The sequence below is a fragment of the Litorilinea aerophila genome, from assembly GCF_006569185.2.
Lineage (GTDB): Bacteria > Chloroflexota > Anaerolineae > Caldilineales > Caldilineaceae > Litorilinea > Litorilinea aerophila.
This window is the reverse complement of sequence record NZ_VIGC02000053.1, coordinates 1-16154: the sequence shown is the minus strand read 5'-3', so window position 1 is coordinate 16154 and position 16154 is coordinate 1. Positions and strand designations below refer to the sequence as shown.

Below are 16154 nucleotides of genomic sequence, written 5' to 3'. Positions count from 1 at the left end.
CGAAGCAGGCCGGCAACCGTTCGCCAGGAGCGGGAAGTCCGGGTGACGGTGGAAGTAGACGAAGCGGCGCTGCAGAAGGCCCTTGCTCGGCTGGGCTGGCGGGTCTATGCCACCAATGCCCCGGCGGGACTGCTTTCCCTGCAGCAGGCCGTGCTGGCCTACCGGGAGCAGTACGTCATTGAACGGGGCATGGGGCGTCTGAAGGGGCGGCCGCTCTCGTTGACTCCCATGTATCTCCAACGGGATGATCGAGTCACCGGCCTGATCCGGCTGCTGGCCATCGGCCTGCGCGTGCTGACGCTGCTGGAATTCGTCGTCCGCCGCAACCTGGCGGCGACAGGAGAGAAACTGGCCGGGTTGTATGCCGGCAATCCCACACGAGCCACAGCGCGGCCGACGGCGGAGCGTCTCCTGGAGGCTTTTCGGGAGATCACCCTGACGGTGATTCAGGAGCCTCATCGAATCCATCGTTATCTGACCCCTCTGTCTGAGGTGCAACAGCGCATCCTCGCCTTGTTGGACTTCTCGACAGAGATCTACGCCAGGCTCTGCGCCGATTCCGCCAAACCATCCTAAAAATGAGCGAACCATAGGTTTAACCTTCGCCTCACAACTCCCGCAGCCGGGGATTAAAGACCCGGTCCAGGGCAAAGCCCACCATGGCAAAGCCCAGGCCGGTGACCATCAGCAGGCCGGCCGGCTCCAGCACCCAGTAGTAGAGCCCCTTGTACAGGGCGCCGTTGCTCTGGGCGTCCTGGATCACTTTCCCCCAGGTGGGCAGCAGGGGATCGCCCAGGCCCAGCACGGCCAGGGACGCCTCCAGGAAGACGTACGACGGGATGAGGGTGACCAGTTGGGGGATCAGGACGGGAATGATGCGCGGGACCAGGTAGTGGAACACGATGCGGATGTCGCCGGCTCCATAGGCCTGGGCCGCCTCGATGTAGGGGGATTCCCGGATCTGGAGGAAGATGGCCCGATAGGTCTTGATGCCGCCGCCGAAGATGCTCAGCAGGATGGTCACCCCCAACAACAGCCAGATGCTGCGGGAATAGAAGGTGCCCACCATAATGAGGATGGGCAACAGGGGCAACATCAGGTTCACTTCCGTGACCCGCTGGATCAGGTCATCCACCCAACTGCCGAACCAGACGCCGAACGCAGCGATGACCATGGTGGTCAGGGTGGTGCCCAGGGCGGCCAGCAGGCCGAAGGCCAGGGCCACCGGCGCCCCCCACATGAGGGCAATGCGGAGATCCCGGCGCAGGTGGTCGGTGCCGGCGATGCCGTAGACCTTGCCGTAGGCGATGAACTCCGCCTCCAGGTCCGATCCCTCCTCAAAGGTCACGGCGCTCAGGTGGAGGGTGTAGGTGCCTTTCAGGGGCGTGGGCGGTTCCACGTCGGGCTGCATGAAGAGGGCCACGTGGGCCGGGTAGTCGCCCACCTCCCGGCTCAGCCGCCGACGCAGGCGATCGTCCTGCTCAAAGCGGAAGACGGTGCCCGTGGAGACGGCGAAATCGCCGATGCGGATCTCCCGGCCATCTGGCGTGGTCCAGATGGCGGAGACGAAGGGGCTTTTTTCCCGATAGGTGGGCTGAAAGTAGAGGGCCAGGGCATCGGGGAAGGCGTCGGCCTGGAAGTCGAAGGTAAAGGTCAGGTTGACCATCTGCTGGCCCTGGGACATGGCTTCCGTCGACTTTTCTGCCTCTCCCTGGGCCGAGTTCAGGATGATGCTCTCCGGCAGCTTCTGGCGGCGGAAGACGTTGATCCAGGCCGGCGGCGCGTTGCGGGGCAGGCGGTACCAGATGTTCTCGCCGCCCCGCCACAGGGTGACAGCTTCGTCGTAGGGGATGGTGACCAGGGTGTAGATGGAAAAGGCCACCAGGGCCAGCACCACCAGGATGCCCGCCATGGCCGACGGGTAGTTGCGGAGCTCCCGCAGGTTGTTCAGCAGCATGTTCATCGGCCGTTTCCTCCTCCGGCACCGACCCGCACCCGGGGATCCACCAGGGCGTAGATGATGTCCAACAGGAAGACGGTGATGGCCAGCAGGTAGGCAAAGATCACCGTGGAACCCACGATGACGGCCGTGTCGAAGAGGCCCACCGCCTGGAAGAGGGTACGCCCCAGGCCCGGCCAGTTGAAGACCGTCTCAAAGATGGGGGCGCCGGTCCACAGGCCGATGAGGGTGAGGGCGAAGCTGGTGATGATGGTGGGCAGGGTGGGCCGCAGGATGTAGCGCCGCTCCACCAGCCGGTCCGGCAGCCCCTTGGCCCGGGCCATCTCCACGTAGTCTTCGCTGGCGTAGATGAGGAAGAAGGTCCGCCAGCTGTAGACGCTGATGAAGATGGAGCTGAGGAGCAAGGCGGCAATGGGCAGGACCATGTGGCGGGCCAGGCTGAGGGCGTAGGCGATGGGGGATTTGGGCGGCGGCGCCGCCACCATGCCGCCAAAGGGTAGCCAGTGGAGCAGGCCGGCAAAGATCAGGATGAGGAAGATGCCGTAGAACCAGCCGGGTGCCGCCGAGGTGGGGGACAGGGCCACAAAGATGCGGTCCATGAGGCTGCCGTAGCGGCGGGCAAAGCCCAGGGCAATGCCCAGGCTCAGGAAGAAGAGCAGCAGGTTGGAGGTGCCGAAGAGCAAGAGGGTGGGCGGCAGCCGCTCCAGGATGATGAGCCGCACCTGCCGGGAGCCGCTGTCGCTGGTCATGCGCTGGGCCCGGCCCAGCTGCAGCGTCAAGGCGTTGCGCAGGAAGCGGAAGCTGCGCACCAGGAAGGGCTGGTCCAGCCCCAGCCGTTTCTCCTCCAGGCGGATGCGCTCCGCGATGAGGGCCCGCTTCTCTTCTACGGTCAGCGTACGCAGCGCGGGGTCATTCATCACCTGGAAGGAGACCGACTCCTGGATCTCCCCCCGGCGGATGTTGTCCACATAGCCGCCCATGTTGGCAATCAGGACGGTCAGGTAGACGCCGATCACCACGGTGATGAACAGGGTGATGCCACGGACCAGGGTGTACTTGCCCACCCGGGCCAGGGTGCTGCCACGGCTGGCAGGGGCTGTCTCTGCCGGGGGCGTTTCCGGAATTTGATCCAGGGTCAGGGCGCTTTTGGCCATGGTATCCAGTATGGAGGCTGAAGACACCACCGGCCGGAGCCTGCTGCAGGAATCCCACGCCAGACTCCGACCGGTGTTCGGACTGTACAGACCAGGGGGCGGGAGGTGGGGGGCCGCCCGCCCGGGTCACCATGGCTCCAGGTTACGGAGCCACCACCACGAATTCCAGGTCGGCGAAGGTGGGCACACTCACGGCCAGAGGCGAGACCGCCACCTCGATCTTGGCCGCGCCGGGCTCCATCTGGCCGGTGTCATCGGCCGAGAGGGTGACCATATATTCGCCGTCGGCCACCATCTCCGCATCGCCCGTGGCCACCAGGTTGCCCGTGGCGTCGAAGACCAGGTACTTGACCGCGCTGATCTCGTCGGCCGCGTAGGGCTCGCCCTGGAAGGTGACATAGACGTCAAAGACGGCCTCGGTGCCGGCCACCACCTGGCCAGGACCGTCGACCTCGGCTTCCGCAATCTTAGGTTCGCCGAAGCCGGCCCACTTGGTGGCCGGGTCGGGGTAGTTGGGATTGCGGGCCAGGCTCAGGGAGCTCTCCACCGGGGAGACGGTCTCCAGGATGAAGGGGCCGGTGCCCACCCAGAAGTGGCCATACTCTTCGTAGAAGCTGGCCAGGTTCTGGTAGCGGGTAGCTACCTCGTCGGCGCTGACATAGTCACCCAGGACGCTGGCGTAGGGGATGTAGCCCTCGGCGCTGGCCTGATCCAGGTACTTCTTCAGGATCTCCAGGCTGGGGCCGGCCACGTAGCTCATCCACTCCACCTCCAGGCTGTCGGCCTTGTCCTGGGAGAAAGCCAGCTCCTGGTTCTGCTCGGCCAGGATGCCCATGGCCAGGGCGTGCCAGCTGGCCTGCCCCTGGGCGTAGTAGGGCCACCAGGTGGTGACGTTGTTCTCGGCATCCAGGGAGTAGGCGTCGTCGTAGGTCTCGATGATCAGCGGGTCGGTGGAGACGATGCGCACACCCTTGAAGTGGGAGAGGAAGGAGTCCAGGCTGGGCTTGGCCGACTCGTCGAAGATGGCGCTCTCCTCCTTGCCCCGGTCAAAGCCCATGATCATGCCCAGGACCACATCGGCTATGGAGAAGGGGCTGCCATCCTGCCACTGGACCGTGTCATAGAGGTCCGGCGGGTAGTAGACGGTGACCTTGGTGTTGGCGGTGGTGCCCTCGGGGAACTTTTCCGCCGCGGTGATGAAGCGCTGTTCGGCGGCGTCCCAGTCTACCCAGGCATCCTCGGGCACGGGGATTTCATCCACGAACTGGAGGTCGACCCAGTCCAGGGTCTTGTCCATGGGCAGGCCTTCTTTGGCCAGGACCTCGGCCCGCTCGATGCGGTTGGGACGGGCCAGGCCGGTGTAGGGGTCCGAATTGACGCCGAATTCGCCTGTGGCCCGCTGTACGGTGGTGTCGTAGATCCAGTTGGAGCCAGCGATGGGGTTCCAGGGTTCGATCAGGACACCTGGCTGGGCCCAGCGGACGGTGCCCCCTTCCTGGCCTTCGAAGCGCAGGGTGTAGGGCCACAGGGAGGAGCCCGCCACGCCGCCGGCCAGGTCATAGGCCACGCTCAGGTTCGCAACGCGGGGGGTGAAGCTGGTGGCATCGGTAATCCAGACCCGCACGGAATCCTGCAACGCCAGCTCCATGGCCCGGCGGAAGAGCTCTGCCCGTTCCTCCATGGTGGAGAAGTCGTTGTTCTCCAGCCGCAGGGAGACCTGGTCGAACTCTTCGGTGGGCGTATAGGCCTGCCACAGGGAGACACCCAGGCCGCGCGGGGTGTAGAAGAAGCTGAAATTATCGCCCTGATCCCGGTCCACGGCCGTGGTGATCCAGCCGCCGGTGTAAATATGCCACTGCCCCTCCGCGGGGTCCGTCTGGATCCAGAGGGCCGAGGCCTCGGTGCGGTTCTTGTACTGGCGATCCACCTGGAAGCCCACGCTCTCCAGCTGGTTGGCCACATAGTCGCCGATGATGCGGCGCTCATCCTCGGTGCGGATGACAAAGATCAGGTTCAGGGGCTCGCCGTTGTACTGCCAGACCCCATCCACCAGCTCGGCGCCCATGGCCTCCATCTCGGTGGTGATGACTTCGTTGGCGCGATCTGGATTATAGGCGTAGCGGGCTTCCAGTTCCCGTACCTTGTCCACGTAGCGGGCATAGTCCGGGAAAGCCGACGTGATGGGCAGGAATTTGGCCACCGCCAGGCCGCCGTAGATTTCCTGCACGATGTAATCCCGGTCGATGAGCCAGTTCATGGCTTCCCGGATCTTGGGGTTGCTGAAGGGGTTCAGCCGCCCGTCGTTGAACTCGGCGGGGTTAAAGGTGAGCTCGGTGTAGGAGCCGAACGAGGTGGAATAGGCCAGGTTGGCGTCTCCCTGTACTCGCTCGAAGAGGGCCGGATCACTGATGGTGTAGGCGTAGATATCCAGGTCGCCAGCCTGGAGCTGGGCCACGGCTGCGTCAGCCTGCTCCACGTTGGTGAAGATCACCTGGTCTACCCAGGCGCCGGTGCGGCTGGTGGCCGGTTCGGGCGCGGCCTCTTCTGCTGCCTGGGCAGGTGTGGCCTCTGGGGCCGCCTGTTCCTCGGCTGCGGGGGTTGCTTGCTCTGGCGCCGGGGTCGCTGTGGCCGGCGGCTGCTGGCAGGCTGCAAGAAGCAGGGCCAGTATGCCCACCCAGGCCAGCATCACCCATCGCGCGTGCGTCCGTTTCTGCATAGGCACCTCCTGTCCATGCTGGGGATAAAGCCGTCATGTTCTGCCGACGTTTCACATCCGGATGGCTGACCGGCTTTGGGGTGAAATTTGCCTGGGCAGCCATCCGGGCCGATGAACGTTCAGAAGGGTGCTTCAATGGTAGCATCGAAGCATTTGTGCTGTCAATGTCCGTAAAAATCAGCGCTTCCACTGCAAGAGATACATCGTGGAGGACGCAGCGTTTTCCCTCCCTCACCTTCGCCGGTTGGACTCGGCCGGGCGGGAGCGGGGCACCGGGATGTATTCCACCGAGGGCCGGCGCTGGGCGCTCTGGGGGTAGAGGGCCATCAGCTGGTAGATGTCCTGGGGCATGTCGGTGCTGATGGGCAGCCCCAGCTTGCGGGCCTCGTCCACGGTGATGGGGTAGTCGTGGGTCCAGACGCCGCTGGACAGGGTGACCGCCAGCTGCTCGGCCTGCTCCGGGCTCATCCGATCCTGCAGCAGCTCCATGACGGTCTCCTTCACCTGGGCCAGGGCCTTGCGGGCCACGTCGGCCAGGATGATGGTCTCATCTTCCACCTCGCTCAGGGGCTTCTGTTCCAGCACCTTGACGATGGAGGCTGCCGGTTGCTGCCCCAACTGGGGGTCCACCGGACCCAGCACCGCGTTTTCGTCCATCACCACCTCGTCCGCAGCCAGGGCAATGAGGGTGCCGCCGGACATGGCGTAGTGGGGCACGAAGACCGTCACCTTGGCCGGGTGCTTCTTCAGGGCCCGGGCGATCTGCTCCGCGGCCAGCACCAGCCCGCCCGGCGTGTGCAGGATCAGGTCGATGGGGACGTCGTTGTCGGTCATCTTGATGGCCCGCAGAATCTCCTCCGAGTCGTGGATGTCGATGTAGCGGACCAGGGGAAAGCCCAGCAGGCTGAGGGTCTCCTGCCGGTGGATCATGGCGATGACCCGGCTTTTTCGCTTCTGCTCCAGCCTGGCCAGCAGGCGAAACCGGTTCGATTCCAGGATCTTCTGGCGGATGACCGGCTGCAGGGATGAAATGATGAGAAAAATCCACAACAGCGAGAAAAAGTCCATGGGTTGTCCTCCTCACGAGCGTTGATGGGTTGGGGCTACCAGGGCCAATATTCGTCCACGTAGTACCGGCGGACGTAGCGGCGCAGGGTGAAGGGCTTGACCAGCACCAGCCCGGCCACAAAGCCACCTACGTGGGCCCACCAGGCCACGCCGCCAAAGGCCTGGACGCCGGCCAGGATGGCAAAGGTGCCGTTCAAGAGCTGGGAGAGGAACCAGACCCCCAGGTAAAAGACGGCGGGGATTTCCACAAACCAGGGGAGGAAAAAGATGGGCACCAGGGTGATCACCCGGGAATGGGGAAAGAGGAGGAGGTAGGCGCCCAGCACCCCGCTGATGGCCCCGCTGGCCCCGATGGTAGGGACGGTGGAGGTGGGGTTGAACAGGATGTGCACCACCGCGGCCACCAGGCCACAGAGCAGATAAAAGATCAGGTAGCGGCCGGAGCCCATCCGGTCTTCCACGTTGTCCCCAAAGATGTAGAGGGCCAACATGTTGCTGAAAAGATGGGCCCAGCCACCGTGGAGGAACATGGAGGTGAACAGGGTGAAGCCTTCCCAGAGGTTGGGATGCCCCAGCAGGCGGGCCGGCACCACGCCCAATGCCGTGACCAGGGCCTCCGCCTGCCGCCCCAGAGACAGGGTGAAAAGGAAGGCAAAGACGTTCAGGGCGATCAGGGTCCAGTTCATCAACGGGACAGAACGGGAACGGATGGTATCTTGCAGTGGTAGCATGGATATCCCCCGGAGATGGATGGATCGGGTTGGAGCGTACAACCGTCCCAGGTGGAAGGCCCGGTGGGCCACTCCTGCCTGGCAACCCAAAATATAGCATGGAGAAGGACTCTGGACAAACTGTCGGAAATTTGGCCCCTGGCGCCCGACGGGCGCCCATTCTTGCCCCGGCCTCTCCGCTGATCTACAATGGCGCTATCCGGCTTTCAAGCATGCACAAGCAGGCAAGCAGGAAGGAGGAATCATGGAGTATCGCAGAATGGGGCGCAGTGGCCTCAAGGTCTCGGAAATCTGCCTGGGCACCATGACCTTTGGCCACGGCACCGACGAAGCCGAGGCCAAACGGATCGTGGACCTGGCCTTCGACGCCGGGATCAACTTTTTCGACACGGCCAATTCCTACGGCAACGGCCAGTCGGAGATCCTGCTGGGGAAAGCTCTGAAGGGCCGCCGCCGAGAGGCCATCGTAGCCACCAAATTCTTCAACCCCATGGGGCCAGGCCCCAACGACTCGGGCATGTCCCGGGTCCACATCATGCAGGCCATCGAGGACAGCCTGCGCCGTCTCCAGATGGACTACGTGGATCTCTACTACATCCACCACGTGGACACCCAGACTCCCCTGGAGGAGATGCTACGCGCGCTGGATGACCTGGTGCATCAGGGCAAGGTGCGCTACATTGCCTGCAGCAACTACGAGGCGTGGCGCCTGATGGAGGCCCTGTGGATCAGCGAGTTCAAGAATCTGGCCCGCTTCGAATGCTACCAGCCCCAGTACAGCCTGGTGGTGCGAGACATTGAACAGGAGCTGATCCCCGTCTGTCAGTTGAAAGGGCTGGGCGTGGTGGTGTGGAGTCCCCTGGCCGGCGGCTTCCTGACCGGCAAGTACAAGCCCGGCCAGCGTCGGGTGCCGGGGACTCGCTCGGAGGAGGGGTGGGCCTATCCGGAGCGCTACTTCGCCCCCAACGCGGACGAGACCCTGGGCGTCCTGCTGGATGTGGCCCAGGAGTTGGGGCGCACCCCGGCCCAGGTGGCCATCCGCTGGGTCCTGGAACAGCCGGCCATCACCTCAGCCATCGTGGGGGCCCGCACCGCGGAACAACTCCGGGACAACATCGGCGCCACCGGCTGGCGTCTGGAGGGCGACCCCCTGCTGCACCTCAACAGCGTCTCCTATCTGCCGGAACGCTACCCCCAGTCCATGGAAAAGCACATGGAGGAGCGCCGCAACAGCGCGGTGAAGATGCCCTCCTTGACCGGGTGAGTTCTCCAGTAAATTCCGGCAGAAATTCGCCGATGGTATCCACCAGATGTAGTGCCGCCGAATTTCTGCCGTGATATTTACGCCAGACTGTCCTGGGCGGCGCCGCTTCCCCTCGCGGCATAGGCCAGGAAATGGCTCGGGTTTTCACCTGTATCATCTCGCCGGCCTTACCGATATCCGCATATCCGGAATTTCCCGGCCCATCGACCCATATGCCAATGGTTCAATCCCAGACCCAATCCCACACTGCCTACATTGCCATGGGCAGCAACCTGGGCCCACGGGCTGCCCACCTCCACGCCGCCCTCCAGGCCATGGCTTCCTTCGCGGTGGTGGAGGATACCTCTTTCCTCTATGAAACGCCGCCGGCCTACGTCACCGACCAACCCGATTTCCTCAACGCCGTCTGCCGCATCCGGACCGACCTTGCGCCGGCCGAGCTGCTGGCCGCGCTCAAGTCGGTGGAACGCCGGCTGGGCCGCACGGAAACGGTCCGCTTCGGCCCCCGGGTCATCGACCTGGACATCCTCTTCTACGACGACCTCTGCCTGGACGAGGAGGAGTTGACCCTCCCCCATCCCCGCCTGGCCGAGCGGGACTTTGTCCTGCGCCCCCTGTGCGACCTGGTGCCCGACCTGCGCCACCCCAGGCTCCAGGCCACAGTCCAGGAGCTGCTCCAGGCGCTGCCGCCCCCCGACATGCACAGGGTCACGCCCGTGGGCGAGCAGCTCTGGCGCTGGGGCGAGAAGACCTACGTCATGGGCATCCTCAACGCCACGCCGGATTCTTTCTCCGGCGACGGCCTGCTCCAGGATCCCGATCCGGTGGCCCGGGCCGTGGCCCAGGCCCGCCACTTCGTGGATGCCGGGGCCCACTGCCTGGACGTGGGCGGCCAGTCCACCCGCCCCCAGCATCCGGTCATCTCCGAAGAGGAGGAACTGGCCCGGGTGATTCCCGTGATCCAGGCCCTGGCCGGGGAGGTCCCGGTGCCCATCTCGGTGGACACCTTCCGGGCTTCGGTGGCGAAGGCGGCCCTGGGCGCGGGCGCCAGCCTGATTAACGACGTGTGGGGCACCCTGCTGGACCCCGCCATGGCCACGGTGGCCGCCCAGGCCAACGTCCCCCTGGTGGTGATGCACAACCGCATGCCCAACCCCGACCCCACCTACCGGCCGGTGGCCGCCCAGATGGAAGCCGCCTACCGCTATCAGGACGTGGCGTCCGACGTCTGGAGCGACCTGGATGCCATCCTGGCGCGGGCGCGGCGGGCGGGTGTCCCCCGCTGGCATCTCATCGTGGACCCGGGCATCGGCTTCGGCAAGACGGTGGGCCAGCAGCTGGCCCTGATCCGCCGGCTGGACGAGCTGACCGCACGGGGCTATCCCCTGCTCTTCGGCCCTTCCCGCAAGAGCTTCATCGGCAAAGTGTTGGGGGACGTCCCCCCGGAGGAGCGGCTGGAAGGGACCCTGGCCACCTGTGTGCTGGCCATCGACCGGGGCGCGGACATCCTGCGGGTGCACGATGTGCAGGCCGTGGCCCGGGCCGCCCGCATGACCGACGCGGTGGTGCGGCCGGCGGCCTGGCAGGCGTGGTCGTGAGCCGCGGAAAAATTGGCGGAACATGGGGCATGGGTGCTGCGTTGTATGCGTGTGACCATCCGGTCCGGTCCTGCAGGTCCGCTGTGGCGGAAGCCCCTGGGCTTCGCCGCAGGCCAACCCGGGTCCATCACAGCGCAGTTTGAAAATTGCCCATCCGGCCCGAATGCGCAGCTCTGCGGGTTCACCGGTGTCCGACAGTTGGCCGGCGCGTCGGGATGAGATGGGCCCAGCATCCAGAAAGGAAATGCTGTCATGCATGCATTCCGCAACCGTACCCTGGTCTTCCTGTCCGCCACCCTGCTCTTCCTGGTAAGTGCCCTGGGCCTGGTGGCTGTCCTGGGCCTTGCGCCCCAGTCTGAGCTGTCCGCGGTCCACGCCCAGGAGGCTGCAGCCGCCCAGCGCACCATCACCGTGGTGGGCGAGGGCAAGGTCAGCATCAAGCCGGACATCGCCCGGGCCATCATCGGCGTGGAGGTGGTGAAGCCTTCGGTCAAGGAAGCCAGCGCCGAGAACAAGGCCATCGTCGAGGCGGTCCTGGCCGCCCTGCAGGAACAGGGCGTGGCCGAGAAGGACATCCAGACTTCCGGCTTCAGTGTCTACGCCGAGCGCTATGGTCCCGAAGGCCCCCTGGCCGAGAATGACCTGCGCTACCGGGTCACCAATAATGTGAACGTGACCATTCGGAACCTGGACAACGTGGGTACCCTGTTGGACGCGGCCATCGAAGCGGGCGCCAACAACATCTTCGGCGTGGAGTTTGCCCTGGATGATCCCAGCGTGGTAGAGGCGGAAGCCCGGGCCAAGGCCATCGAGGATGCCCGCACCAAGGCGGAGGATCTGGCCCAGCTCACTGGCATGACCGTGGGCGAGGTGCTCAGCGTGAGTGAGATTATCGGCAGCGGCGGTGGCTACTACGCCAGCAACTTCTCTGAACGGGCTGCCTATGGCCTGGGTGGCGGCGGCGGTGCGCCCATCGCTCCGGGCGAGCTGGAGCTTATCATGCAGCTCCAGGTAGTCTACGCCGCGCAGTGAGGCGGGCCGGCATTCACGCCGGATCAGAGCGTCGAAACAACGGCGTACAAACAATCATAGCGTCCAAACAACAGGGAGGCGGACTCCTCCGGGAAGTCCACCTCCCTGTTTTCATGGGGGCGATTGTTGCCAGGAACACAAAACCGTGGGTGTGCGGAGGGGCAAGCTCGCCCTGGTCTTTGTGGATGATGTGTGTGTTGTGTGTGTATTTTTGTGTGAGTCTGTAGGGGGCCGAGGGGGCCGCCGGCTCACCGTGGCCGGGTGACCCCTCGACCGACCGTTGTCAGCGCGCCTCTCCCACCACCGGCGTCGCCAGTCCTGCGGGGGCGGACTGGAGCACCGTGCCCGTTGCCATGGGGCGTATGCTTTGGGCCCACAGGAAACCCAGGTAGACGCCCAGCAGAAAGATGGTTAGAATACCAACGATGGCCAGGAACCGGATGAGCCCATACAGCGGTCCATCTCCAGGTGGGTAGTGGTTTTGGTTCATTTTGGTCTCCGTTCTGAACTGGATGGCGGATACCAGAACCGGGAGAGGCCCGGCGAGGTGGGGTTGTCGGCGGGTCTGGCCTCTCTGCTGCGTGGTAAGATTGTAGGGCAGAAACCACGGGCGATACCGATTCATTATCTTTGCATTTTTTGTATCCACAGATGATACAGATGACACAGATAAGGAATCGGAAGTCATCGCCGTTCATCCAGGCCGCTGGGAGGAGCAGAGGTGGGGAGCTGTGATCAGGACCTTCCATCTGCCAGCATATCACAGGCACACAGGGTTGTCAATAGTTTGCGCACAAATTTGTGTTTTTTGAAAATTGGATTTTCACAAACGCACATTTGTTCGGGCGGGCAATCGGAATCAGGAGGGGTGGCATGAAACAGAAGCAATTAGGGCGAACCGGCCTTTCGGTCTCCATCGTGGGGCTGGGCACCGCGTTCACGGGCATGCGCACCATCCGGGCAGCCCACGTGCCCTACGAGGAGCTGGCCGACAGCGTGGACGAAGAGCTGGGCGTACAGACGGTCCACGCCGCGCTGGAGGCAGGCTGCACCCTGGTAGACACGGCCGCCCTCTACGGCGGCGGGCGCAGCGAGCGCCTCATCGGGCGAGCCTTGCGGGAACGGCCGGACCTGGCCGCCCGTTGCATCGTCATCACCAAGGTGGGCCGCACCATCCACGGCCAGGACTACAGCTACGATGGCGTGCTGCGGAGTGTGGAAGCCAGCTTGCAGCGCCTGGGCCTGGACCGGCTGTCGGTGGTCTACATCCACGATGCCATGGGCGTGCCCATGGATGAGGTGATGGGGCGGGACCGGGCTCTGGGGGCGCTGCGGCGGCTCCAGGCCGAGAAGGTCATCGACTTTGTGGGGACTGCCGCCGACGACCCCCGCACCAACGCCGACTACATCGAGACCGGTGAGTTCGACGCAGCGGTGGTGCCCCGGGCCTGGAGCCTCCTCAACCAGTACGCGGCCCGGCGCATCCTGCCCGCAGCGGAAAAACACAACGTGGGCCTGGTGATCGCCACCCCCATCGAACGGGGGCTGCTGGCCACCGGACCCCAGCCGGGCAACGTCTACTACGACCGCAACTACAGCCCGGCCTGCCAGGCCCATGTGGGCAAGATCCAGGCGCTCTGCCAGGCCTACCAGATCCCCCTGCTGGCGGCCGCCCTCCAGTGGATTCCCCGCCATCCCCAGATCGCCGCTTCCATCCCCGGCGCCCGCTTCCCCCACGAGGCCGTGGCCAACGCCCAGGCCGCCCAGGTGCCCATCCCCGATGCCTTCTGGCAGGAGTTGGAGCCCCTGATCCGCCACTGGGACGACTGTTGCAACTTTGGGTGAGGGATCCACGGATGGCGCCAATGCATAAATCACAGATTCCGGTAGCTCTGCATGAAACCGTGACCGGCCTGGGGCCGATGATTGACATCAGGTGAACGTTGATTCGGGTTACTCCCTCCTGCGTTTCTTTGCGCCTTTTTGCGCCTTTGCGTTAAAAGGTGCCCTTTTGGCGGGGGAGTCATCTGTGGAACTTCTCCAGAAGTTTCCTGTGCAAGTTGAAAATTGAAATCGATCCCGGCCTGTGTTATACCTTGGGCGCAGACAGTTCATCGCGAACCAATCAGGGGGACTATCCATGATCGACGATGCCGTTTTGTTGAACGACTGGCACCCTGTAGCGACGGTGGAGTCGCTGCGCGCGCGCCAGGTGTTGGGCGTGCGCCTGCTGGAGGAAGACATTGTCCTGTGGCAGGCCGGCGATCAGGTCCTGGCCTGGCAGGACCTCTGCATCCACCGGGGTACCCGTCTCTCGCTGGGCAAAGTGGAGGACGGCACCCTGGCCTGCCCCTATCACGGCTGGACCTACGACGCCCGGGGCCGCTGCGTCCACATCCCGGCCCATCCGGACCAGGTTCCCCCGGCCAAGGCCCGGGTCAAACCCTACCACACCCGGGTGCAGTACGGCCTGATCTGGGTCTGCCTGGGTGAACCCAGCCAGGATGTGCCCCCCTTCCCGGAGTGGGATGACCCCTCCTTCCGCAAGATTTTGTGCGGCCCCTATCCCGTCCGCGCCAGCGGCCCCCGCATCGTGGAAAACTTTCTGGACATCGCCCACTTCCCCTTCGTGCACGAGGGGATCCTGGGCGACAAGGCCCACCCCGAGATCTCGGACTATCGGGCCGAGGTCACACCGGAGGGCGTCGTAGCCCAGGGGGTGCAGGTCTACCAGCCGGACCCCTACGGCACCGGCCAGGGCGACACGGTCTCGTACACGTACAAGGCCCTGCGTCCGCTGACCGCCTACCTGCTGAAAGAGTCCGCCGGCCCCCGCTTTTCCATCCTGCTGACCATCACCCCCCACGCAGCCACGGAGAGCACGGCCTGGATGTGGATGACCATGAACTACGGCCACGACATCCCCGAGGAGGAGCTGCGATCCTGGCAGGACACCATCTTCAGCCAGGATCGCCCCATCCTGGAGTCCCAGCGGCCCGAGCTCCTGCCCCTGGACCTGCAGGCCGAGCTGCACCTGCGCTCCGACCGCCTGGCCATCGCCTACCGCACCTGGCTGAACCAGCTGGGGCTGTCCTTCGGTACCGCGTGACCCAATGTTCCAATCCCCTGTCATCGTTTGTTCTATTGATTCATCGATCTTGTTTGATTCATCGATCTCGTTAAACGAATCCCAAGGAGAGACCCATGCGCACACGGACGATCCAGTGGTTAATCCCGGCGTTGTTGATGATGCTGTTGGTGGGCTGCGCTCAGATGGCCACTCCCGCGGCCCAGCCAGCCGGCCAGGAGCAGGCGGCCGCCCAGACGGAGACCGAACAGGCGGACACCCAGGGGGTGGAGTCCCCACCCAGCATCGCCCTGGTCCTCATCGGCCCCAAGGACGACAACTCCTGGGCCGAGGCGGCCTACAACGCCCTCCAGGTCCAGGCTGAACAGGGCGCCCGCACGGCCTACTCCGAGTCCGTGGCCGACGCGGACGTGGCCCGGGTGATGCGGGAATACGCGGAGGAGGGCTTCGACATCATCATCGCCCATAGCTTCAGCTACCAGGATGCCGTCTTTGAGGTGGCCGAAGAGTACCCCAACGTGAACTTTGCCTGGGCCGGCGGCATCAACCGCACCGCGCCCAACGTGGCCGACTACGACCAGCCCTTCTATGAGCCTTCCTACCTGGTGGGCATCCTGGCCGGTTACCTGTCCCAGACGGGTAGCCTGGGCGCGCTCTACGGCTTCGACATCCCCGTCTGCCACGCCATGGGTGAGGCCATGCTGGCCGGCGCCCAGACGGTCAACCCGGACGCCACCCTGACCGTAACCGCAGTCGGCGACTGGGGCGACGTCTCCGCGGCCAAGGAGGCCGCCCTGGCCCAGGTGGACACCGCGGGGGTAGACTTCTTCCTGGGCTGCGGCGAAGGACCCACCCTGGGCTCCATCGAGGCGGCCCGGGAGGCCGGCGCCTACGCCACTGGCTACGTGGGCGACATGTCGGAGCTGGCGCCCGACGTGGTGCTCTCCAGCATCGTCTGGAACATGACCCCCATCTTCCAGGCCATCTCCGATGAGACGGCCGCGGGTACCTTCAACGGGCCGTTCTACCGCTTCGGCGTGGCCGAAGGCGCGCTGGATGTGGTCATCAACCCCAACCTGGCTGACCAGGTGCCGGCAGAGGCCACCGAGGCCCTGGAAGCCGCCCGCCAGGCCATCATCGCCGGCGAGTTGGAAGTGCCCTTCATTCCCGAGTAGGGGCGAAAAATTTTCGCCCCGATTGGCCCCGGACAGGTGAAGGGGAGGCGTCGGGTGCGCAGCTGCGAGCTGCGCCTGCGAAGGGGGGCAGGTCCTGTAAGGGCGTGGCCTGCCCCGCCCGGCGTCGCCAGGATCCGGGAGGTACCGAATTCTTGTAGGGGTGGGCCCCCGTGCCCGCCCGATGGTGCCGGTGCCCCGCAGAGTGGGCCACGTAGGGCGGGCCGGAGACCCGCCCTACGTATCCGTGGCACCCAATCGGGGCGGGATCCCGCGCCGTAGGTGCGGTCTCTGGCCGCACGGTTTTGCCGCACCCAGGCAGGTGAAGGGGAGGCGGCGGGTGCGCAGCTGCGAGCTGCGCCTACGAAGGG

At 64.9% G+C, this 16154-nt stretch carries 13 protein-coding genes; 7 read left to right on the top strand and 6 right to left on the bottom strand.

What is annotated here, in order from left to right:
• Positions 1–576: IS1634 family transposase (locus tag FKZ61_RS23140; RefSeq protein WP_211358707.1), on the top strand; the 576-nt coding region annotated here is incomplete at its 5' end.
• A gap of 31 nt (positions 577–607) precedes the next feature.
• Here FKZ61_RS23140 and FKZ61_RS23135 read toward each other — a convergent pair.
• From FKZ61_RS23135 to FKZ61_RS23115, 5 genes are all read right to left on the bottom strand, one after another.
• Positions 608–1963: an ABC transporter permease gene (locus FKZ61_RS23135; RefSeq protein ID WP_141612535.1), complete on the bottom strand. Its 1356-nt coding sequence runs from the start codon at positions 1961–1963 to the stop codon at positions 608–610.
• Positions 1960–3114, bottom strand: coding sequence for an ABC transporter permease (locus FKZ61_RS23130; protein ID WP_141612534.1), 1155 nt, complete (start codon positions 3112–3114; stop codon positions 1960–1962). Before FKZ61_RS23130 ends, FKZ61_RS23135 begins: the two co-directional genes overlap by 4 nt.
• 142 nt (positions 3115–3256) lie before the next feature.
• Positions 3257–5830 (bottom strand): ABC transporter substrate-binding protein, encoded by a 2574-nt coding sequence (locus tag FKZ61_RS23125; protein ID WP_141612533.1) that lies wholly within the window; start codon positions 5828–5830, stop codon positions 3257–3259.
• A 231-nt stretch (positions 5831–6061) separates the two neighbouring features.
• The gene (locus tag FKZ61_RS23120; protein WP_141612532.1) at positions 6062–6898 is read right to left on the bottom strand and encodes an SDH family Clp fold serine proteinase; all 837 of its coding nucleotides are present in this window, start codon (positions 6896–6898) and stop codon (positions 6062–6064) included.
• A 35-nt stretch (positions 6899–6933) separates the two neighbouring features.
• On the bottom strand, positions 6934–7629 hold the full coding sequence (locus FKZ61_RS23115) for a rhomboid family intramembrane serine protease (protein ID WP_141612531.1): 696 nt from the start codon (positions 7627–7629) through the stop codon (positions 6934–6936).
• Between the two features lie 244 nt (positions 7630–7873).
• On the opposite strand from FKZ61_RS23115, the gene FKZ61_RS23110 reads away from it, so the two are divergent.
• The 3 genes from FKZ61_RS23110 to FKZ61_RS23100 all read left to right on the top strand — a co-directional run bounded on the left by FKZ61_RS23110 (position 7874) and on the right by FKZ61_RS23100 (position 11523).
• Positions 7874–8893: an aldo/keto reductase gene (locus tag FKZ61_RS23110; protein WP_141612530.1), complete on the top strand. Its 1020-nt coding sequence runs from the start codon at positions 7874–7876 to the stop codon at positions 8891–8893.
• Positions 8894–9111: 218 nt separating this feature from the next.
• On the top strand, positions 9112–10491 hold the full coding sequence (gene folP / locus FKZ61_RS23105; RefSeq protein WP_170200220.1) for a dihydropteroate synthase: 1380 nt from the start codon (positions 9112–9114) through the stop codon (positions 10489–10491).
• Between the two features lie 252 nt (positions 10492–10743).
• Entirely contained in the window at positions 10744–11523 is a 780-nt protein-coding gene (locus FKZ61_RS23100; protein WP_141612528.1) for an SIMPL domain-containing protein, read from the top strand.
• Positions 11524–11806: 283 nt separating this feature from the next.
• On the opposite strand, the gene FKZ61_RS23095 is transcribed toward FKZ61_RS23100, so the two are convergent.
• Positions 11807–12013: a hypothetical protein gene (locus tag FKZ61_RS23095; protein ID WP_141612527.1), complete on the bottom strand. Its 207-nt coding sequence runs from the start codon at positions 12011–12013 to the stop codon at positions 11807–11809.
• 383 nt (positions 12014–12396) lie between these two features.
• Between FKZ61_RS23095 and FKZ61_RS23090 the strand changes: the two genes are divergently transcribed.
• The 3 genes from FKZ61_RS23090 (at position 12397) to FKZ61_RS23080 (ending at position 15786) form a co-directional block, all read left to right on the top strand.
• Positions 12397–13368 carry an aldo/keto reductase gene (locus FKZ61_RS23090; protein ID WP_141612526.1) on the top strand — a complete coding sequence of 324 codons (972 nt, stop codon included), beginning with the start codon at positions 12397–12399 and terminating at the stop codon, positions 13366–13368.
• Between the two features lie 295 nt (positions 13369–13663).
• Positions 13664–14632 (top strand): aromatic ring-hydroxylating dioxygenase subunit alpha, encoded by a 969-nt coding sequence (locus FKZ61_RS23085; RefSeq protein WP_141612525.1) that lies wholly within the window; start codon positions 13664–13666, stop codon positions 14630–14632.
• Between the two features lie 95 nt (positions 14633–14727).
• Complete coding sequence (locus FKZ61_RS23080) at positions 14728–15786, top strand: BMP family protein (RefSeq protein ID WP_141612524.1); 1059 nt, start codon at positions 14728–14730, stop codon at positions 15784–15786.
• The last annotated feature ends 368 nt before the right edge of the window (positions 15787–16154 follow it).

What these genes read in the sequence shown, in the direction of transcription:
- FKZ61_RS23090 (WP_141612526.1), top strand. Translation starts at nt 12,397, where the DNA reads ATGAAACAGAAGCAATTAGGGCGAACCGGCCTTTCGGTCTCCATCGTG.
- FKZ61_RS23080 (WP_141612524.1), top strand. Translation starts at nt 14,728, where the DNA reads ATGCGCACACGGACGATCCAGTGGTTAATCCCGGCGTTGTTGATGATG.
- FKZ61_RS23115 (WP_141612531.1), bottom strand. Translation starts at nt 7,629, where the DNA reads ATGCTACCACTGCAAGATACCATCCGTTCCCGTTCTGTCCCGTTGATG.
- FKZ61_RS23085 (WP_141612525.1), top strand. Translation starts at nt 13,664, where the DNA reads ATGATCGACGATGCCGTTTTGTTGAACGACTGGCACCCTGTAGCGACG.
- FKZ61_RS23095 (WP_141612527.1), bottom strand. Translation starts at nt 12,013, where the DNA reads ATGAACCAAAACCACTACCCACCTGGAGATGGACCGCTGTATGGGCTC.
- folP (WP_170200220.1), top strand. Translation starts at nt 9,112, where the DNA reads ATGGTTCAATCCCAGACCCAATCCCACACTGCCTACATTGCCATGGGC.
- FKZ61_RS23110 (WP_141612530.1), top strand. Translation starts at nt 7,874, where the DNA reads ATGGAGTATCGCAGAATGGGGCGCAGTGGCCTCAAGGTCTCGGAAATC.
- FKZ61_RS23100 (WP_141612528.1), top strand. Translation starts at nt 10,744, where the DNA reads ATGCATGCATTCCGCAACCGTACCCTGGTCTTCCTGTCCGCCACCCTG.
- FKZ61_RS23130 (WP_141612534.1), bottom strand. Translation starts at nt 3,114, where the DNA reads ATGGCCAAAAGCGCCCTGACCCTGGATCAAATTCCGGAAACGCCCCCG.
- FKZ61_RS23135 (WP_141612535.1), bottom strand. Translation starts at nt 1,963, where the DNA reads ATGAACATGCTGCTGAACAACCTGCGGGAGCTCCGCAACTACCCGTCG.
- FKZ61_RS23120 (WP_141612532.1), bottom strand. Translation starts at nt 6,898, where the DNA reads ATGGACTTTTTCTCGCTGTTGTGGATTTTTCTCATCATTTCATCCCTG.
- FKZ61_RS23125 (WP_141612533.1), bottom strand. Translation starts at nt 5,830, where the DNA reads ATGCAGAAACGGACGCACGCGCGATGGGTGATGCTGGCCTGGGTGGGC.